Annotated in this window: 11 protein-coding genes; all 11 read left to right on the forward strand. The window is 34.2% G+C overall.

Annotation, left to right across the window (positions count from 1 at the left end):
- Positions 1–56: 56 nt before the first annotated feature.
- The 11 genes from J7574_RS20070 (at position 57) to J7574_RS20120 (ending at position 21,768) form a co-directional block, all read left to right on the forward strand.
- Positions 57–2,078 (forward strand): glycoside hydrolase family 127 protein, encoded by a 2,022-nt coding sequence (locus tag J7574_RS20070; protein WP_290972906.1) that lies wholly within the window; start codon positions 57–59, stop codon positions 2,076–2,078.
- A gap of 193 nt (positions 2,079–2,271) precedes the next feature.
- A complete protein-coding gene (locus J7574_RS20075; protein ID WP_290972909.1) occupies positions 2,272–4,011 on the forward strand; it encodes an O-antigen ligase family protein in 1,740 nt (579 codons plus the stop codon).
- Between the two features lie 22 nt (positions 4,012–4,033).
- On the forward strand, positions 4,034–5,248 hold the full coding sequence (locus tag J7574_RS20080) for a hypothetical protein (protein WP_290972912.1): 1,215 nt from the start codon (positions 4,034–4,036) through the stop codon (positions 5,246–5,248).
- Between the two features lie 118 nt (positions 5,249–5,366).
- Entirely contained in the window at positions 5,367–6,884 is a 1,518-nt protein-coding gene (locus J7574_RS20085) for a transglutaminase domain-containing protein (protein WP_290972915.1), read from the forward strand.
- 11 nt (positions 6,885–6,895) lie between these two features.
- Complete coding sequence (locus tag J7574_RS20090) at positions 6,896–7,921, forward strand: pectinesterase family protein (protein WP_290972918.1); 1,026 nt, start codon at positions 6,896–6,898, stop codon at positions 7,919–7,921.
- Between the two features lie 724 nt (positions 7,922–8,645).
- The gene (locus J7574_RS20095; protein ID WP_290972920.1) at positions 8,646–12,038 is read left to right on the forward strand and encodes a SusC/RagA family TonB-linked outer membrane protein; all 3,393 of its coding nucleotides are present in this window, start codon (positions 8,646–8,648) and stop codon (positions 12,036–12,038) included.
- An 18-nt stretch (positions 12,039–12,056) separates the two neighbouring features.
- Positions 12,057–14,030 (forward strand): RagB/SusD family nutrient uptake outer membrane protein, encoded by a 1,974-nt coding sequence (locus J7574_RS20100; RefSeq protein ID WP_290972923.1) that lies wholly within the window; start codon positions 12,057–12,059, stop codon positions 14,028–14,030.
- Positions 14,031–14,137: 107 nt separating this feature from the next.
- A complete protein-coding gene (locus tag J7574_RS20105; RefSeq protein ID WP_290972926.1) occupies positions 14,138–15,847 on the forward strand; it encodes a polysaccharide lyase in 1,710 nt (569 codons plus the stop codon).
- A 119-nt stretch (positions 15,848–15,966) separates the two neighbouring features.
- Complete coding sequence (locus J7574_RS20110; RefSeq protein WP_290972929.1) at positions 15,967–16,653, forward strand: DUF3826 domain-containing protein; 687 nt, start codon at positions 15,967–15,969, stop codon at positions 16,651–16,653.
- A gap of 47 nt (positions 16,654–16,700) precedes the next feature.
- Positions 16,701–18,407 carry a polysaccharide lyase gene (locus J7574_RS20115; protein ID WP_290972931.1) on the forward strand — a complete coding sequence of 569 codons (1,707 nt, stop codon included), beginning with the start codon at positions 16,701–16,703 and terminating at the stop codon, positions 18,405–18,407.
- Positions 18,408–18,621: 214 nt separating this feature from the next.
- Entirely contained in the window at positions 18,622–21,768 is a 3,147-nt protein-coding gene (locus J7574_RS20120) for a DUF6298 domain-containing protein (protein WP_290972934.1), read from the forward strand.
- Positions 21,769–21,795 lie beyond the last annotated feature (27 nt).

The following is a 21,795-nucleotide window of genomic DNA, read 5'->3' on the forward strand; positions in this document are numbered from 1 at the left end:
AAAAAGTTTAGTTTAAATGAACTTATATGACTTATATGGTTCAAAATTATAGTAGAATGAAAAATTTATTAAATGCTTCCCTTAGCTTATTTTTTATTAGTGTTGGAGTAGTGGCTCAAAACAAAGGTTTGGTTGCGAATTCACAAAGTCCGTATTCTAAATTGCAAAGCGTAGGCTTACAAGATGTAAAATGGACCAACGGATTCTGGAAAGAACAATTTGATGTAGAAACTAAAAACACTTTGCCATACATGTGGGATTTGTATCATAGCGAAACTTCTCATGCTTATAAAAACTTCGAAATTGCGGCAGGATTAAGCAAAGGAACTTTCAAAGGACCTTCTTTTCATGATGGTGATTTCTACAAGATTTTTGAAGGAATGGCAGCGACTTATGCTGTTACAAAAGATAAAAAACTTGATGCTGAAATGGATAAAGCCATTGCGCTTTTCGCGAAAGTACAGCGTAAAGATGGTTATATTCATACTCCCGTTTTAATTGACGAACGTTGGGGAACGTTAGGCCCGGAAGAAGTTAAAAAACAACTGGGTTTCGAGAAATACAATATGGGACATTTAATGACGGCAGCTTGTATTCATTATCGTGCTACTGGAAAAACAAATTTCTTGAATATTGCCAAAGGAGTTGCCGATTTCTTATATGATTTCTACAAAAAAGCATCGCCAGAATTGGCTAGAAATGCGATTTGTCCGTCTCATTATATGGGAATTGTCGAAATGTACAGAACCGTAAAAGATCCGAAATATTTAGAGTTGGCTAATAATCTGATTGACATTCGCGGAACTACGAATGATGGAACCGATGATAATCAAGATAGAGTTCCGTTTAGACAGCAGACCACCGCGATGGGGCACGCTGTAAGAGCTAATTATCTATATGCAGGAGTTGCAGATTTATATGCAGAAACGGGAGAAAAGAAATTATTAGACAATTTAGAATCTATTTGGGATGACGTTACATACCGTAAAATGTACATTACAGGAGGCTGTGGTTCGTTATATGATGGAGTTTCACCAGACGGAACTTCTTATGATCCAACTGTGGTGCAGAAAATTCATCAGGCGTATGGAAGACCTTTTCAATTGCCAAATGCAACGGCTCACACCGAAACTTGCGCGAATATTGGGAATGTATTGTGGAACTGGAGAATGCTTCAAATTACTGGAGATGCCAAATATGCTGATATTGTAGAATTAGCGCTTTATAACAGTGTACTTTCCGGAATGAATTTAGAAGGAGATAAATTTTTGTACAACAATCCGCTGAATGTGTCAAACGATTTGCCTTTTCACCAAAGATGGGGAAATGTACGTGAAGGTTATATTGCATTATCAAACTGTTGTGCGCCAAACGTAACCAGAACGGTTGCCGAAGTTGGAAATTACGCTTATAACCTTTCAAAAGAAGGTTTATATGTGAATTTATACGGAAGTAACAATTTGAATACAAAAACATTAAGCGGAGAAGCATTAGAAATTGAACAGCAATCGAATTATCCTTGGGACGGAAAAGTAACTTTGAAAATTGTTAAAGCGCCAAAAGATTTACAGGCTCTCTTTTTAAGAATTCCTGGTTGGAGCCAGGACACAGAAGTTTTAGTTAATAATGTGAAAGTTTTAGATCAAATCGTTTCAGGAACTTATTTGAAATTAAATCAAAAATGGAAAAAAGGTGATGTGATCGAATTGAATATGACAATGCCTGTTGAATTGATGGAAGCGAATCCGTTAGTGGAAGAAGTGAAAAATCAGGTGGCTGTAAAACGAGGTCCTTTGGTGTATTGTTTAGAATCAGATCAGTTGCCTGCGAATACAAGTGTAAATGATGTGATTTTGAACCTGAGTTCTGATTTTAAACCTGATTTTACGGAATTGAAAAACAGAAAATTAGTTACAATTGAAGCGACTTCAAAAATTGCTGCTGATAATTCTTGGAATAAAACACTTTACAAACCTATTTCAACAAAAGACGGAAAATCTTTGACTGTAAAATTGATTCCGTATTTTGCATGGGGAAATAAAGGACAAGGAGAAATGACGGTTTGGATGTCGCATTAATCAAACAATAAAAATACTAGAATTTACAGTTTTTAAGAATTATTTTTTGATTTAACATTATTAGTTAAAGTATTATATTTTTTTTACAAGTTATATATTTAACAAAAATGAATTATTTGTATATATATTCTTAGTATTATTTTTATTTTAAGACGTAATAGTTTATATATTTACTTTTGTTTAATAATAAGAAATGACTGCCTTAATAAAAACAAATTGCATAAAGCTTTTTCTGTTGACAAGTGCTCTATTTTTGAGTTTGGTTTATAATTACAATGCAGATTTTTGGATTCAGAAGGAATTTGAATACTACAGGTTATTTTTTGTTCTTGTCACTAGTGCTTTACTTTTTATAATTTGTAGCAAACCTGTAAAGTTGGGTAAAATCGATATCCTCATTGTTTCGGTTTTAATTTTAGTGTTGCTTTCGCGTGTTTTCAGATTGCGATCTTTTAATGATATATACATCTTAAATACAATATCTCTTCTAATTTATTATCTCTCAATTAAAACAATTAGTTTAGATAAAGAAGAAATCATATACTATTATAATTGTGTCATTGGAGTAGGGCTTTTATTATCATTTTATAGTTTACTTCAATTCTATGGATACGTTGACTCAGGGAATTATTATTGGAAAATGTTGGGTGGTTTTTCTAATCCTGCTCCTTTGGGAGGATTTATTGCACTTGTTTTAACTTTAGTACTTTATCAGCTTTTTCAAAAAGAGACGATACAAAAATATTCAAGATTACTGCTTTATGTTTTAATCACTCTCTTTTTGTTGTTTGTGCTTATTAAAAGTGCTTCAAGAGCAGCAATGTTGTCAGTACTGGTTGCTTTTTTCATTTTACTTTTAGCAAAAGGTATTATAAAATTGAAAAAATTAAGGTATGTTCTTTTCATAATACCTGTCTTTTTATGTTTGATAATTTTTCATAAAGGAATGGATTCTGTCTATGGTAGATTACTAATATGGAAAATAACATTTTTATCATTTTTAAACAATCCTATTACAGGTATTGGATATGGCTTTTTTGGAGCGCATTATCTTGATTTTCAGTCTGAATACTTTATGAATGGAGGAACAGATCGGGAGATGCTTCTTGCAGGGTTTACTGAACAGACATTTAATGAGTCTTTAAAATTTTTAATTGAAAATGGTCTTACAGGAATATTGTTAATCCTTTTATGTCTTTTGTGGATTTTAAAATCAGATGAAAGTTTTTGGATTTGTGTGAAAAAAAATTCATCATTAGCTTCATTAACCTTTTTTTCGGCAATTTTTGTTTTTTCACAATTGTCATTTCCGTTTCAATTTTTATCATTTAAATTACTTTTTCTTAATCAGATTGGTTTGCAAAAATATTCGCCAGTTGTATTTGTAAATTTTGATATAAAAAACAGATTACAAAAGCTATTATTTTGTCTAGTAAGTGCTATAATACTTTTTTTGGTCAATTATAAGTACGAAGGTTTTAGATTTTGGAAAGAAGCAAGTGAATCACAATTTTCTAATCCTGAATTATCACGTACTCTTTATAGTAATGCTGCTTTAAGGTTAGGAAATGACGCAGGATTTTTAATTAATTATGCAAACTCTTTAGAAGAAACGAATCCGAAAGAAGCATTAGTTTATTACGAAAAAGCAAAACTTTTTTCAGGCGCTTCAATACTATATAAAAAAACTGCAAATCTTAATGAAAAGCTCAGAGATTATAAGTCTGCAGAGAATGATTATTTAAGAATTCATTATGTTTCTCCTCATTTGTTTGTACCACTAGAGCAATTATTAGATTTCTATAATAGAAAACATGATGCAAACAAGTCTGCTTATTATGCAAAAAAAATTTTAGAAACTACTATAAAAGTTCCGAGCCCAGAAGTAATGCGAATCAAGCAAAAGGCAAGGAATCAATTAACTTTAAAATAATTAATAACCAAACCTTATAATTATGATGAAAAATTTACAAAAAATTCAAATTCTTTTTATGTTCCTGTTATTAGCATCTTGTGCAGCTGATAAAGTTGAAAAAGATGAAATAGAAGTAACTAACCCCAAAAATGTTTGGGTTTATAATGGAGACAATATAGTTTTAAAAAATGTTATTGAAGAGCTGAAAGAAAGTGAATATGCTGCATCATTGGAAAGAAGGCTTTCTAAAAATGAAGTATTATGGCAAGAAGCAAAATTTTTGTTAATTGAAAACAAAAAAAGAATTCTTGTGCCTTTTTTAAGTACTGATAAAGAAAATGTAATAGGAGTACTTGCTTTAGTTAAAGACGGTAAAGGGAAAACTACTTTTGATATGACTTCTCGTACGCAATTAAAGACAACTAACAAACTGCCTTTTTGGAATAAAGGAACGTGGAGGGGATATTTTATGGCTTTGGATGCAAAAATTTTAGGAATAAAAAATGGAAATCCAGGATTAGTTCAACGAAAAGCAAGTGAAGAAAAGTTATCTGAAATGTTTGGAACATCTACTGCTAAATCACTTAAAATTTGTGCTCAACGTTGGACAGGTTTTTATGTGTCATTCTATGCGACAGAAGAGGAATGTGATGGAGATCTTGAGTCAACATATTGCTATTACACTACCAGATTAATCGTACTTCCTGAATATGAACAGGTTTGTTGGGAAGATGATCAACCTGCTCCACCAGATCCACAGCCACCGTTACCTGGTATTGAGAACCCTGAGAACCCTAATTCTGGAGTGTTTTATAATAATATGAATTTTTCTCCAGCTACATTTTTAGGTTATGTGAATGCAGAAACATATGAAATAAGTCCACCCGTTATTAACAATATTTATGGCGAAGGCTGTACAACAAATGTTAAAATTGTAACAAATGTTTTTACTTTGAATATCGAAATAGAGCAACTACTTAATAGAAGTTCAACTATTCCATTTTATTATGTAAATGGAGTATCTCCATCACCTTTAACTAATTTTTCGTCGCATTGGGTAGATTCAAATAATACGGATCATTGGATGGGATCATATAATAATTATTTTGAAAATTCAATTTCAATAGTAGAATATGAAGGAGAAAATAAGTATAAAGTTAATGGAGGCAGTATATTATACAATGTTCCTGTCAAATATAAAATTGAAATAAATTCTCATACGGGAGAAATTTTATCAATTACAAGAATTGATTAGTAAAAAGTTTTTTTAGTTTAAAACAAATCTTTATTGACAAAACCAAGTAGGTGTAACAATAACAGAAGTTCCAAATGTTAGCAAGTTTGGTGCTTCTGTTATTTATAATACAAAATTCATGAAATACTTTTTTATAATATTCTATCTTGGATTTAATTGTTATTCACAAATTGATAGAAGTGCTGTAGTCAAAGCAATTAAAGACAAACCAGAGTTAATGTCTGTCGTCAATCACTATAAAAAGAAAGGAAATCAAGATAAATTGCAGGCTGCACTATTTTTAATTGCAAACATAGGTAGTAAGGGTACCGTTTTAATAGATTGGGTAGATAATAAAGGTGCTATTGTTAATTATAATATATCTAATTTCAAGGATGAAACATCCCAAAAAAAATGGTTAGATTCAATTGCTAAAACTAGAGGGAAATTGCAAGAAAGAGAAACTTTTCTTCCTGATTCAAAACATATTTCTGCTCAATTTTTAATAGAGAACATTGATAGCGCATTTGAGGTAAAAGAAAAAAGTCCTTTTTGTAGAAATATATCCGATGCTGATTTTTACGAATATGTTCTACCGTACAGAGTAAGTAATGAGAGATTAGAATGCTGGCGAAAGGAGATCTTAGATGATTTTTCGCAAGAACAAAAAGATTCTATTTATAGTTTCACAAATGTTCTGGCTGCCACAAGTTATATCAACAAAATTTATCAAAAACGTTTTAAATTTGGTGGAAGCAGATATTTTTCTCGAAAAAAAGTTCCTTCTTATTCAGAATTATTACTTGACAAGGAAGGCAAATGTGATGATATGTGCAATTTAGCAGTTTTTGCACTTCGTGCCTTTGGAATTCCTTGTGGTTTTGATGGTATTCGATATAAAAAAGCTTCTGAAGATGTAGGACACGGTTGGTGCTTTGTATTGGATGTAAAAAAACAAAAAAAATATCCCTTTGATGCTTTGACCAATAACGGCCCAGGATTTTTTAATTTGCCCTATAAAAATGCACCAAAAGTCTACAGAAGACAATTTGAAATAGCACCAGAAAATTCAATAAAAAATGACTATAAACTGATTCATCCAGATTTTTTTGAAAACAATAATCTTGATGTAACTTCAGAGTATTTCGAAACAGCAAATATCGAAATACCATTAGAAAAAAAATATCGGGAAGCTCTTTATCTATGTATCTGGAAAAATAATTGGTGGAGACCTGTTGATTATTCATATAATCCAGATCAACCAACTGCAATATTTGAGAATGTAGCCAAAGATAATTTGTACTGCGTTACTAAATTTCGCTATTCTGTATTGCAAGAATTAAATGAACCTTTTATTATCAATAAATTTGGAGAAATAATTTATCTAAGTTCTTTACATCCTAAAAACAACACTAACTTAAATAATTATGTAAATAAGGAATTAAAAAATGCTAAGAACGATGTCAAAATCTTAGAATTTGGAACAAATAATGAGCTTTGTCGAAAAGTAAGACAAGAAAATTTAAAAAAAGATGAATGGAGTATGGTCTCAAATTTATCATTAACAACAAATACTTTATATCATTTTGTCGATGAATCAAATAATACGAGAAAAGTATTTCTTCTTAAAGATGATGGCAGTGTTGATTGGTATTAATTTCAATCAATATGTATTTAATAAGCGATATTGCAATTAAGAAAAAGTTGATGAAATACATTATAACCCTATTTTTTACTTTTAGTTCTATTTTATCAGCCCAAACGCTCGATAACAAATTAGCATTAACCGTAGCCCAAGACGGTTCTGGAGATTTCAAAACCATTCAGGAAGCGATCAATAATGTAAAAGACAATTCAGAAAAACGCGTGATAATAACTATAAAGCCAGGGAAATATGTGGAGAAGTTAGAAATTCCAGTTTCTAAATCCTTCATTACTTTAAAAGGAACTGACAGAGATAAAACCATTATTTCATTTGATGATTATTCTGGAAAACCGCTTCGCGAACCAGATCCGTCAGGGAAAAAGGAATTTGGGACAGGAACTTCCTATTCTTTCCTGATTAAAGGAAACGATTGTACACTTGAAAATTTAACTATTGAAAATACAGCAGGAAGAGTAGGACAGGCTGTGGCACTTCATATTAAAGGAGATAGAGTTATCGTAAGGAATTGCAATCTTTTAGGAAATCAGGATACGCTTTATTTATCTGAAGGAAATACTCGAACCTATTTTGAAAACTGTTTCATCAACGGAACAACCGATTTTATTTTCGGCGCAGCAACTGCTTATTTCTATAAATGTACCATCGAAAGTTTAATCAACTCTTATATTACAGCAGCTTCGACTCCGCAAGGACAATCTTATGGTTTTGTTTTTACCGATTGCAAGCTTACTGCGAAAGACAAATCGGTTGACAAAGTATTTTTGGGAAGACCTTGGAGGCCATATGCCCAAACTGTTTTTATCAATACAGATATAGGTTCGCATATTATTTCAGAAGGGTGGAATGCATGGAGCGATGCTAGATTTCCAGATAAAGATAAAACAGCGTATTATGCAGAATTTGGAAGTAAAGGTGCAAGTACTAAATATGTATCTCAACGTGTTGCATGGTCGCATCAATTAAAGAAAGAGGAGATCAAAAAATACGATAGAGATTTGGTTTTAAACGGATGGAATCCAAATAAGTAAGCTCATATTTAGTTTTAAAATTTTCATAATTGGAACGTGCTCGGTTGTAATACTGAGCATTTTTAGTTTTATGCCATTTTTATTAGAATTCTATAGTTGCTCTCTAAAAGATTAAAGCATCTGCTAGTGTGGCCATCTAAAAAACGAAAAAAAGCCATTTGAATTTCGTTGGTCAGAATTTACGTTTAAAAATATAAGCTTCTTCTAAAAAATATTAACTTTTTTTTTGGTGTAACCTGTATGTTTCAGAAAGGCTCTTTTGTAAGTTTTTTTATCTCAAAAAAATATACTTTGAGTATTCCTCTCTATCGTTTTCGTAAAAAACAGCATTTTATAAGCTCTTATTTATCAGCTATCATAGAATAGAGTTTTAAAGAATATATACTATATGTTTATTTTTGATAATAATCTTATCGTTTTTCGTTTGAAATGGGTTCTTAAATTTTGATTTAAGCAAACATTTGTCTTAAATATTTTAGTTCGTCCATTTTTTCCATTTGTTTTTTATTAATATTGTTTTTTTTGAGTGTTTTTTTTGATATAAACATGATTAAAACAGGATACAGCAGGACGGTTCTAATATGTCATCGTCATATTTTTGGAATATTAAAATAAATGTGTTTTAAACATTTAATGAAATTGATTTAAGATTCCATTAAGAATTTGTTAAGTGACACATTAAACATGACTAACTAACATTAATAACCTAACCAAAAAAACATTTATGAAACAAGCACTTATAAAAAGATGTAGTTTTCTTTTGTTTACACTGATGAGTGTATTGAGTTATGCTCAAAGTAATCAAGTTACAGTAACGGGAACAGTTACAGATCATCTCGGCGGACTATTGCCTGGAGTTAATGTAACGGAGAAATCTACTAAAAATTCAGTGACGACAGATTACAATGGAAAGTATCAGATTAAAGTTAAAAGTGGAGGAACCTTAGTTTTTTCTTTCATTGGAATGAAAAAAATAGAAATTCCGCTTAATAATCGTTCGATCGTTAATGCAAAAATGGAAGACGATTTTAATCAATTAGAAAATATAGTTGTAGTTGGTTATGGTAGTCAGAAGAAAAAAGAACTTACTGGAGCTATTGCTACTATCAAGCCAGATGATGTAATGGATTTGCCAGTAACTAATTTATCTGATGCCTTAAAAGGATTAGTTCCAGGTGTTAATGTTACGAGTGGAACTGGCCGTCCGGGTGAAGCAGGAAGTATTTCGATTCGTCAAACATTTAGTTTGTCTAAAGATGGTGGTTTTAGTACTCCTTTAATCATCATTGACGATATGATCCAAGTTGATCCAAGTAATGGTAAGCCTACATTAGAGCAGTTTAATAGACTAGATCCTTCTGAGATTGAGAGTATTACGGTATTAAAAGATGGTTCTGCAGCAATTTATGGTTCGCGTGCTTCACAAGGAGCAATTGTTGTTAAAACAAAACGCGGTAAAGCTGGTAAGGCAAAGTTTTCGTACAATAGCCAATTTGCAATAAATGATGCAGTTAGCCACAGTAAAGTATTGGATGCTTATGAGTTTGGAGTTTTCAGTAATAGATTCTTTAAATCGAGAGTAGCTGCGCCTGCTGTAATTGATCCAGCCACCATATATTCAGATGTAGAATTAGAGCAAATGAAAGGCTTAAATTATAACTGGTTAAAAGAAGCTTGGAAACCAGCTATTCAGCAAAAACACTCGTTTAATGTTACTGGAGGTACTGAAGATATTACCTATTTTGCAGGTGCAACTTATTTGACACAAGATGCAAACTTAGGAAATCAAAAATATGATAAATGGAACTTCCGTACAGGTATCAACGCAAAAATTGCTAAGAATTTAGATTTTTCTGCTTCTGTTTCTGGGAATGTTGGTACAGTTGATAAATCATTTACAAAAGCGTCATCAAACATTAGTGATGGTAGTTATGCTTCTGCTGCTGGTGGAGAACAGGCAGATTACGGATTCTTATTGCATATGCCACAGTATGTGCCTTGGGAAACCAATATAGATGGTAAAAATTATTATGTTTCTCCTTTTCCCAATTCAAACAAAAACTTTGGAAGTGCGAATGCAAATAATAATATTGCAGGGTGGAATTATTTTGCCAATTTGAATAATGGTTCACATCAAGTTACCAATGATAATACATTCAACGTAAATGCTTCGTTAAATTATAAGCTTGCGGCTGTTAAAGGATTATCTTTTAAAGTAACGTATTCAAGAAATCAAAGTTCGGCATATACAGAGCAAATTCAATTGCCATATGATTTAGCTAGAATTAGAGATTATCAACTTCAAGATAAACACTTAGCAAGTGCTGCTAATCCTAGTTTTTATAATGCTACAACGAATCCAACAGGTAGTTATATTCTAGAGACGAATGTAAGAAACTCAAGAGTTTATTATAATAATACAGACGGTAAAAGTACTCAAGGAGATTTTATGATCAACTATGACAGAACTTTTGGAGACCATCAAATTGGAGCAATGGTAGGTGGAGAGGCTTCTGAAATATACAATACATTTACGCGTTTGGCTTATGAGAACACAGGAAAAGATTACTTGGGAGATTATCGTACTGCAGGAACATTAAGCACTTCTAACAGTCAAGCTACAAAAGTTGAAGGAGGTACACTGTCTTATTTTGGACGTTTAAATTATAGCTATAAACAAAAATATTTGTTTCAGTTTATTCTTCGTAGCGATGCTTCAACAAAATTTGCACCAGAGCATTATTGGGGAACATTCCCATCTGTTCAATTGGGGTGGGTAATGTCTAAAGAAAGCTGGTTTGAAAAAAGTGTGCCATGGGTTGACTTCTTTAAAATTCGCTACTCTATTGGTAAAACGGGAAAAGATAATATTCAGCCTTGGAGATGGGAACAATATTATGATCTTATCGTAGATAAAGGTTTTCAGTTTGGACCTGGTACTGCAACTAGCGGTGGTGGATTTAATGGGAATGGTTTAACTCCTAGAGTAAATCCAAATAGAGATGTTACATGGGACACTACTATAAAAAACAACGTTGGAGTTGATATTAATTTGTTGAAAAACAGATTAAGCCTAACTTATGATTTCTATTACGATAAAAATAAAGACATGTTAACAGACATGAGTAGTGCTGTAGGTGTGCCAATTTCTGTAGGAGGAGCATATGCTGAACAAAACTATGGTCAAATTGATGCATGGGGACATGAAATTGCAATTAACTGGAGTGATAAGATAAAAAGTAATATGAGTTACAATATTGGAGTAAACTTTGCTTATAACAATAATGAAATCAAAAAGTATCCTGATCAAGGAAACCTTGTGCCATCAAGCAATACTACACGTGTAGGTTATTCAACATTTAATCCTGTGTGGGGATTTGCAGTATGGAAAGGAACATCAACTGGAGATGGTATTTTGCGTACAGATGAAGATATTGCTAATTACTGGGCATATTTAACAGAGCGTGCTACTGCAGTTGGAGGAGTACCAAGATATTTTGATATCAATTCTATGGCAGGTATGAGAAAAGGATCTTTAGCTTATCAGGATGTTGCTGGACAGCTTACTCCAGATGGAACTTTAGCACCGGCAGACGGACAAATCATGAAAGAAAACGATTATGTGAAATTAGCCAATAGCAGTAGAACTTATAATATTGTAACAAACTTAGGGTTCAAATATGATGCATTTTCTTTAAGAACTCAAATATCAACTTCTTGGGGAGGTGCTAATTTTGTAGATTTAGTAAATCAAGGTACATCATCTGCGCACAATATGTGGTCTCGAGAAAGCTTCTGGAGCGATATGTATGGTGATGATAATCCAAATGGTAAGTATCCAAACGTAGCACAATGGACCTATATGTCTAGTCCATCAGATTTTTGGCAGGTCAGTACTTTCCGTTGCTTTGTTAGAAACTTAAGTCTTAATTATGATATTCCTAAGAAAGTTTTTGCAGATACAAAAATTTCTGGCATCACATTGGGTGTAACAGGTAATAATCTTTGGGATTTATACAATCCTTATCCAAATCATTATAGAAATATGTATGATAACTCTTCTGTAAATTATCCTACACTTAGAACTTGGTCGCTTAACTTTAACGTATCATTCTAATCAAAATTAAAAGAAATTATGAAAACACCATTTAAATATATAACGTTATCACTATTACTTGCAGTAGGTGCTGTTTCTTGTAGTGATGATTTTTTAAAAGATAAGAAAGGTTATGGTTTTTACGATGATACTTTCTACCAAACTCAAGAGCGTGTACAAGCTTATGTAGACAATCAATATTATGATTTTTATAGTGCTTATAAGTCTCCAATTGCTACTATTATTGGATCTTATACAGATACAAACTCAAGATTAACGGAAGAAATAGGAGGTACGCAGGATTTTATCAATCCGAACAAAACACTTATAAACTCAGCTGATGCAAGTGGTTATTATGGAGCAAAATTAGCGACTAGTATTAATAACCATCCTTACAATAGAATTAGAGAATGTAATGCCTTTTTAGAAGATGTAGATGTTAAAGGTGCAAATTTGGATAAAACATTTCGCGATCAGTCAAAAGGACAAATGTACTACCTGCGCGCTATGCAGTACTTTGATTTAATGCGTGTTTATGGAGGTGTTCCTATTGTAACGACTGTTCAAGATGCATCGGCTACTGATCCTTCAATTCAATTACCTAGAGCAAAAGTTTCTGAAGTTGTAGCACAAATTGTTAAAGATTTAGATATGGCCGCAAGTTTATTGCCTGGAAACTGGGGTTCTGGAGCTTATGGACGTTTTACAAAAGGGGCTGCTATGGCACAGAAATCTAGAGTGCTTTTAACATTTGCTAGTCCATTATTCAATAAAAATTGGGATGGATCAAATGAGCGTTGGGAAGCGGCTTTGAAAGCAGGATTGGAAGCAGAAGCTCAATTGACTGCTGACGGTTATGGGTTATATGGAAGCACAGCAAAACAATGGGAACAAATGTTCTTGATTGATAATGCTTTTTGTTCAGAAGCAATTGCAGTGCAACTTTGCGGAATTGGTATAACACAATCAAATAACAATTCATGGGAAAAAGGAATTCGTTTATTAAGTCTTGGTGGAACAGGTGGAGGAGTAGCTGCACCTAAAGAAATGATTGATTTGTTTCCAATGGCTGATGGTAAAAGACCAACTGCCGCAAATGGCTACAACGATTTTACTTTCTTCTTAAACAGAGATCCTAGATTTTACAGAACCTTTGCTTTTTCTGGCTCTAAATGGGGAAGTAAAGAAACTCCTAATAGTGTACTTTGGGCCTACCGTTGGGTAGATGGTGCAAATAAAGCTGGTTTCTCAGATGGTAATACTGCAATATCTAGTCCAGCTTTTGTTAGAAAAATGACTAACATTAATGCTAGTAAAGAAACTAACTTCCAGTATTCTGGAACAGATATTTTTGAATATCGTTACGCTGAATTATTATTGAATATTGCAGAGTGTTATGCAGCTTTAGGGCAGACCAACAATACTTTAAATTATTTAGGAAAAATCAGAAATCGTGTTGGTATACCAGCTGCGAATAATTATGGAATCGGTACATTGTCAGATAAATATCAAGCTATTGAAGCGGTTTTATATGAAAGAAGAGTAGAATTAGCTTACGAAGGAAAACGTTTCTGGGATGTTCAAAGATGGATGCTATATGATAATGAAGTTCTGCCTGGAGTTGTAGGTGGTACTGTTAGTAAATTAGGTTTAACACCAATTAACGGAACTAAACGTACAGGTAACTTTTTGCAATATAGAGTTTCAACAACTTCAGCAACTACAGATCCTTTGGCTAGTGCTCGTGCAAGTATAGTGGCAGACCCAGATGCGGCAAATTTCCAAGCTCAATTAACAACGTTAGCAGCATTTTATAATGCAAACTTTATACGTACAGCATTAGTTACTCCTATGGATAACTTTAATGGAGCGCCAGTTAATATCAAATTCAATCCAAACTATTATATTAATGGTTTAAATACAACGGCTTTAACTTCAAATCCTTGGCTATTACAAACTATTGGTTGGAATGATAACTTTGGTGGACTTGGAACCTTCAACTACCAAGAATAATTTTTTTACAATAAAAAAACAGAAATAACATACAAAGCTTTTCACCTGTACTTGTCAAAAGATACAGGTGATTTGTTTAAAAAGAATTACCACAACTAGAAATTAACATGAAAAATTCCGCATTATTTATCGCATCTCTGCTTTTTTTAGGAAGCGCAAAATGCTTTGCCCAGTATCCAAAAATTAGTCCAGAAGTTCAAGCGCAGGAAAAAGCAATTAAAGAAGAAGCTCAAAGACTTTCTGACGAAGCTTGGGAAAAAGCTTTAGTTGTTATTGAAGAAGAAGCAAAACATGGAAAACCATACATTCCGTGGGCATCAAGACCAACAGATTTACCTCAGGCTGAAATTCCAGCTTTCCCGGGTGCTGAAGGAGGAGGAATGTACACTTTTGGAGGTCGTGGAGGAAAAGTATACACAGTAACAAGCTTAGAAGACCGCGGACCTGGAACTTTACGTGAAGCTTGCGAACAAGGAGGAGCGAGAATAGTGGTATTTAACGTTGCTGGAATTATCAGATTGAAAAGTCCATTAATCATTCGTGCACCTTACATTACAATTGCTGGGCAAACTGCTCCCGGAGATGGAATTTGTATTGCAGGAGAATCAACTTGGATTGATACGCATGACGTAATTATCAGACATGTACGTTTCCGTCGCGGAGAAACTTTCGTAGGACGTCGTGATGATGCAATTGGAGGAAACCCAGTTGGAAACATCATGATCGACCACGTTTCTGCCACTTGGGGATTAGACGAAAATATGTCAATTTACAGGCACATGTACAACCCAGGGCCAGGATATCCAGATATTAAAGTGGGAACAGTAAATATTACCATCCAAAACAGTTTATTTGGAGAAGCTTTAGACACTTACAATCATGCTTTCGGAAGTACTTTAGGTGGAGAAAACTGCTCTTTCATGAGAAATATGTGGGCTAATAATGCTGGTAGAAACCCTTCTATTGGATGGAATGGAATTTTCAATTTTGTTAATAATGTGGTTTTCAACTGGTACAACAGATCTACAGATGGTGGAGATTACACAGCAAACTACAACATCATCAACAACTTCTATAAACCAGGTCCTGTAACCGATTTAACTCAGCCAATCAGCTATAGAATTTTAAAACCAGAATCGGGAAGAAGCAAATTGCCATACATGGTTTTTGGTAGAGCTTTCGTAAACGGAAACGTAGTGAACGGAAATGAAAAAGTGACGAAAGACAACTGGGACGGTGGAATTCAGCTTGAAAACAAAAAAGGGGAATTAATGACTTATGATGAAGCGTCAGCATATTTTGCTAAAATGAAAGTAGACAAACCTTTCCCAATGCCATGGTTCAATAAATTTATGACAGCTGAAGAATCGTATGAGTTTGTTCTTAAAAACGTTGGAGCAACGCTGCCAATTAGAGATAAAGTCGACGAAAGAATCGTAAGAACTGTAAAAACCGGAGTTCCTGAATATGCAAAAGGATTAGAGAAAAAGACTTTCTACCAATTCGAACACAGACGTCTACCGATGGATTCTTATAAAAAAGGAATCATTACAGACATTTCTCAAGTTGGCGGATATCCGGAATATAAAGGAAAACCTTATGTAGACACAGATAAAGATGGTATGCCAGATGCATGGGAGAAAAAATACGGTTTAAACCCGAATGATCCATCTGACGCACAAGGAGACTTAAACGGAGACGGATATTCTAATATTGAAGATTACATCAACGGTGTAAATCCCGCAATAAAAGTAAACTGGAAAGATCTAGCGAATAACAAAGAAACATTAGTTAGACCTTTATTAGATTTAAAATAAGAATCAGCGAGATTAAAAACAGCAGAATAAAAAATCTGTAAATCTGCTAAATCTGCGAGAGAAAAAAAATAGCCCGCAGATTAAGCAGATTAATATTGTAATTCATAAAATTTATTAAGATGAAATCAATAAAAACTGTAGGGATTGTAATGATGCTTTTGATGTTTGGAAGCAATATTGCACAACAGCATTTAGATCCAGAATATGTCAAAGTTACCAACGAAAGAGCAGCTAAAATCGTCGTAAAATTAGATTTGAAAAACGAAGCAAAAGAAAAAGCCGTTTCAAATATAATAGCACAGCAATTCAGAGATTTAAGCGAAATTCAAGACGGCAGAGACACTGAAATAAAAAAAGTAAAAGAAGACACTTCTTTAGCTAAAGAAAAACAAAACGAAAAAATTGACAAGCTGAAAGCAAAAGCAGACGAGTCAATTGCAAAATTGCATAAATCGTACCTTAAAAAATTAGGTAAAGAATTATCAGAAGACAAAATTACTGAAGTCAAAGACGGAATGACGTATGGCGTGCTTCCAATTACGGTTGCAGGTTACAACGACATGCTTCCAAACTTAACCGCAGAACAGAAAGAATATATTTATAATGCTTTGGTTGAAGCCAGAGAACACGCAATGGATGCGGGGTCATCTAAAGAAAAACACGGCTGGTTTGGGAAATACAAAGGAAGAATCAACAACTATTTATCAAAGCAAGGTTACGATTTAAATAAAGAAAGTTCAGAATGGCACAAACGCATTGAAGAGAGAGAAAAGAATAAAGGAAAAGATGCTACTTCGAAAGAATAATCTCTTAAAGCCTAACACCAAAAACTATTAACTAGACCACACCATTCATGCAAAATATTTTTCCAAAGCGAACTATAAAAAGAACTTTAATGGCTTTGTCATTTTGCTCCCTTGTGTCATCGGCCTACGCTCAATATCCTGTAATTCCAAAAGAGGTTCAGGCAAAAGCAGATGCTGTTTTAGCTGATGAAGAAAAGAGATTAAGCGAAATCTGGAATGCCAATTATCATATTATTAAAGAAGAAGCAAAACAAGGAAAACCTTATTTGCCGTGGGCTTCTTATCCTAAAGATTTTGTACAAGCCGATATTCCAGCTTTTCCAGGTGCTGAAGGAGGCGGAGCATATACACAAGGCGGACGTGGCGGAAAAATATTTGTGGTTACCAGCCTAGAAGACAGCGGAAAAGGAACTTTTCGTGAAGCATGCGAAGCCGTTGGAGCAAGAACAATCGTTTTTAATGTTTCGGGAATAATTCAGTTGAAAAAAAGAATCAGTATGCGTGCGCCTTACGTAACCATTGCTGGACAAACTGCTCCTGGCGATGGAATTTGCATTGCGGGAGAAACTTTAGAAATTGACACGCACGACGTTATTATCAGACACATGCGTTTCAGACGTGGTGCAACCGAAGTAACAAGAAGAGATGATGCACTTGGCGGAAATCCGATGGGAAATATCATCGTGGATCATTGTTCTGTAAGCTGGGGATTAGACGAAAATATTTCTCTTTACAGACATCAATTTGCCGCTAATGCAAAATCGAAACTAGAGAAATTGCCAGCGTGTAATATCACGATTCAAAATACTATTTCATCAGAAGGTTTAGATACTTATAATCACGCTTTCGGAAGTACAATTGGTGGATTAAATAGTACTTTTATGCGTAACTTATGGGCCGACAACATTTCTAGAAATGCTTCTATCGGAATGTATGGCGACTTTAATTTTGTGAATAACGTAATATTTAATTGGTGGAATCGTACCTTAGATGGCGGCGATTATCGTTCGATGTTAAACATCATCAACAATTATTTTAAACCAGGTCCAATTACGCCAGCAGGAGAGCCGATTGCACATAGAATTGTAAAGCCTGAATCTGGATATATTGAGCCAAAACAATACGGAAGAGCTTATGTTTCAGGAAATTTCATTGTTGGTTCTCCTGAGGTTACAGCAGATAACTGGAATGGCGGAGTACAATTGGAAAATCTTCCAGAAGCTGAAACGGCAGCATTTTTAGCAGCAATCAAACAGCCAAAACCGTTCTCAATGCCTCAGTTTAAAATTATGGGAGCAGAAGAAGCATATGAATATGTTTTAGCGAATGTTGGAGCGACAATTCCGAAAAGAGATGCTGTTGATGAAAGAATTTTGAAACAAGTTCGTACAGGAAAAATCGAAGTAAAAGACGGTTTAGAAAATACAATAGGTAAAGAATTCATCAAAAGAAGATTACCTGCTGATTCCTATAAAAAAGGAATTATAACACATCCAGATCAAGTTGGCGGTTACCCAACTTACAAAGGAAAAACATATAAAGATTCTGATAATGACGGAATTCCAGATGCTTGGGAAAAGAAATACGGTTTAAATCCAAATGATGCTTCAGATGCCAATAAAGATTCAAACGGAGACGGTTACACCAACATCGAAAAATATTTCAACGGAATCGATCCAAACAGCAAAGTAGATTGGACGAAAATCGAGAATAATATTGATACTTTGGCTAAATTAAAGTCATTATTGCAATAGTGATTTAGTTATATAGGAATATTTTCAATGGAAACCTGACAGGTTTTAAAAACCTGTCAGGTTTAATAACACAAAGAATATCCATATAGTTTGTCATTCCGAGGAACGAGGAATCACACAAGTAGGTCGGCAACAGAATGTGAATCCCGCGTGAGATTTCTCCTTCGTCGAAATGACAAGATTGTGAAGAATATAAAATCTAAATAGTATTAAATTGAATCTAATTAATTTAAATAGTACTTCTTTCAAAAACACATTACTTGTAATGTGTTTTGCTCTGTCGTTTAATGCAGACATCACCGCCCAAAACACTTTCCCAGACATTGTAAAAACCAAAGAAGGAAAACTTTCTTTTACAACAGACAGTCAAGGAAATCAGATTCCTGATTTTTCTTTTGCAGGATATATGGCATCAGAAAAAGCAATTCCGAATTTGGGAAACAAGATTTTTGTTTCCAAACAAGAAGAAGATGCCACGCAGAAAATCCAAAATGCCATTGATTATGTAAGCGCATTAAAACCGGATAAATCAGGCTTTCGAGGAGCTGTTTTGTTAGATAAAGGAATTTTCAAAGTAAGCGGAACATTATACATCAGAAAATCGGGTGTTGTTTTAAAAGGAAGTGGAAACACCGAAAATGGAACGGTACTTTTAGGAACAGGTCTAGAAAGAGAAGCCTTAATTCGAATTTTAGGAATAAATGATAAAGTATATAAAGATTCTTTCGAGTTCAATACTACTTACACACCGCTTGGAACGCAGAAAATCCAGTTAAAAAACGCTTCAAAATTAAAAGTTTCAGACGAAATCGAAATCACCAAACCTTTGACAGACAATTTCATTAAAGAAGTAAATATGCAGGATTTCGGCGGAGAAACTTCTTGGATTGGATGGAAAAAAGGTTCGTGGGATATGACTTGGAATCGAGTTGTGACCAAAATAAATGGAAATGAAGTTACATTGAATGCTCCAATTACAATGGCATTAGATGATGTTTTCGGCGCTTCAAAAGTAACCGTTTATTCATGGCCAGGAAGAATTGAAAATACAGGAGTAGAGAATATCTTAATTAAATCAACTTTCAATGCTTCAAATGAAAAAGATGAAGAGCACAGATGGCAAGCGATTAGCATTGAAAACACCAGAAATGCTTGGGTAAAGCAAGTTAATTTTAAACATTTTGCAGGCGGAGCAGTTACAATTTTAAAAACAAGTCAGCAGATTACTGTTGAAGATTGTATCGCAACAGAACCCGTTTCAGAAATTGCTTCATTCAGAAGACATACCTTTTATACAGAAGGTCAGCAAACGCTTTTCCAACGCTGTTACTCAGAATTTGGATATCATGATTTTGCTGTGGGCGGATTTGGAACAACAGGTCCGAATGCTTTTGTACAGTGCGAATCGCATCTTCCATTCAATAACAGTGGAGCAATCGGAAGCTGGGCAACTGGAGTTTTATTTGATATCGCTAACATTGACGGAAAGGAACTAAGCTATAATAACAGAGAACAAGGCGGAAGAGGAGCTGGATGGACAGCTGCAAATTCTGTTATATGGGAATCTTCAGCTTCAAAAGTAGAATGTTATAGTCCGCCAACTGCTCAAAACTGGGCTTTTGGAGTTTGGGGACAATTTGGAGGAAACGGGCATTGGAAGGATGTAAACGGACATATTAGTCCAAGAAGTTTATTCTACGCGCAATTAGAAAACAGACTAGGAAAACTTCCAACACCTGCTTTTATTTATGATTTAGGATCAGAACCATCTTCAAGTCCAACAATCGAAGTGGCGCAAGAATTGACTAAAGCTTCAGTTACAGCCAAACAAAGCTTGCCCGAATGGATTGCAGAAGTTTCAAAACAAAACCCGATTAACATTAATAATTCAGGTTTAAAAAATGCAAATGATTTAAAGAATTCTGCTTCTAATAAATCGGAGAATAAATCAAAAGTTACTATAGAAAATGGCTGGTTAGCTTTTAACGGAAAAGTAATTGCTGGAAAACAAATGAATGTTGCTTGGTGGAGAGGTGATCTTACAGATGATTTCGTAAACAAATCATTACCGCACGTAACTCGTTTTGTACCAGGAAGAACAGGAAACGGATTAACAGACAGAGTTCAAGAAACCGTTGATTATTTAACTGCAAATAACATCATCGCTTTAGAACACAATTACGGTTTGTGGTATGACCGTAGAATGGACGATCACGAACGCGTACGCAGAATTGACGATGATACTTGGCCTCCATTTTACGAACAGCCATTTGCAAGAAGCGGGAAAGATTTGGCTTGGGATCATTTGAGCAAATACGATTTAACAAAATTCAACGATTGGTATTGGAGCCGTTTAGCGCAGTTTGCAACATTGGCAGAGCCAAACGGACAAATGTTAATTAATCAGCAATACTTTCAGCATAATATTTTAGAAGCTGGAGCGCATTGGGCAAGTTCACCTTGGCGTTCAGCAAATAACATTAATAATTCAGGATTTCCCGAGCCACCGCCTTACGCAGGAGACAAACGTATTTTTATGGCGGAACAGTTTTATGATGTTACAAATGCCGAAAGAAGAAAGTTACACCAAGGTTTCATTAGAAAATCTTTCGAAAACTTTCAGGAAAACAGCAACGTAATTCAGTTAACAAGCGCCGAATATACAGGTCCGCTTCACTTTATGGAATTCTGGCTTGATGAAGCTCAAAAATGGAAAGACGAAACTGGTAAAAAAGGCTTGATTGGTTTAAGTGCAACCAAAGACGTTCAGGATGCGATTTTAAATGATGTCAAAAGAGTCAAAACAGTTGATGTAATCGACATTCGTTATTGGTATTACAAAGAAGACGGTTCTGCTTATGCGCCGCAAGGAGGCGTTAATTTAGCGCCAAGACAGCACGCGAGAAAACTAAAAACTGGAAAAGAAACCGACAATCAAGTCTATCGTGCTGTTAGAGAATACCGAGAAAAATACCCTGAAAAAGTGATTTTATATTCAACAGACGGATCTTCTCGTTTCGGATGGCCGGCTTTGATGGCGGGAGCTTCAATGCCGAATATCCCAAAAATTGAATTTACTCAATTTTATTCCGCTTTAAGCGAAATGAAATTAGTTGAAGGAAATACGTTCTCAGACAATCTTTGGAAATTAGAAAACAAAGGAAAAAGCTATCTTTTCTATCTGAAAAACGATCAAGACATCACAATTGATTTAGCAAACGAAAAAGGAACATTTGAAGTATTCGCAATCAATGCTTCAACAGGAAATATAACCAAAAAAGCCAACATCAGCGGAGGGAAACAAGTAACGCTTCCACAAGCCGAAATAAAAGAAAAAGTACTTTTTGTAGTGAAAAAATAAAGGTGAAGTTTGCCACGAATTACACGA

The organism is Flavobacterium sp., from assembly GCF_017744675.1.
Classification (GTDB): Bacteria; Bacteroidota; Bacteroidia; order Flavobacteriales; family Flavobacteriaceae; genus Flavobacterium.

What these genes read in the sequence shown, in the direction of transcription:
- J7574_RS20070 (WP_290972906.1), top strand. Translation starts at nt 57, where the DNA reads ATGAAAAATTTATTAAATGCTTCCCTTAGCTTATTTTTTATTAGTGTT.
- J7574_RS20075 (WP_290972909.1), top strand. Translation starts at nt 2,272, where the DNA reads ATGACTGCCTTAATAAAAACAAATTGCATAAAGCTTTTTCTGTTGACA.
- J7574_RS20080 (WP_290972912.1), top strand. Translation starts at nt 4,034, where the DNA reads ATGATGAAAAATTTACAAAAAATTCAAATTCTTTTTATGTTCCTGTTA.
- J7574_RS20085 (WP_290972915.1), top strand. Translation starts at nt 5,367, where the DNA reads ATGAAATACTTTTTTATAATATTCTATCTTGGATTTAATTGTTATTCA.
- J7574_RS20090 (WP_290972918.1), top strand. Translation starts at nt 6,896, where the DNA reads ATGTATTTAATAAGCGATATTGCAATTAAGAAAAAGTTGATGAAATAC.
- J7574_RS20095 (WP_290972920.1), top strand. Translation starts at nt 8,646, where the DNA reads ATGAAACAAGCACTTATAAAAAGATGTAGTTTTCTTTTGTTTACACTG.
- J7574_RS20100 (WP_290972923.1), top strand. Translation starts at nt 12,057, where the DNA reads ATGAAAACACCATTTAAATATATAACGTTATCACTATTACTTGCAGTA.
- J7574_RS20105 (WP_290972926.1), top strand. Translation starts at nt 14,138, where the DNA reads ATGAAAAATTCCGCATTATTTATCGCATCTCTGCTTTTTTTAGGAAGC.
- J7574_RS20110 (WP_290972929.1), top strand. Translation starts at nt 15,967, where the DNA reads ATGAAATCAATAAAAACTGTAGGGATTGTAATGATGCTTTTGATGTTT.
- J7574_RS20115 (WP_290972931.1), top strand. Translation starts at nt 16,701, where the DNA reads ATGCAAAATATTTTTCCAAAGCGAACTATAAAAAGAACTTTAATGGCT.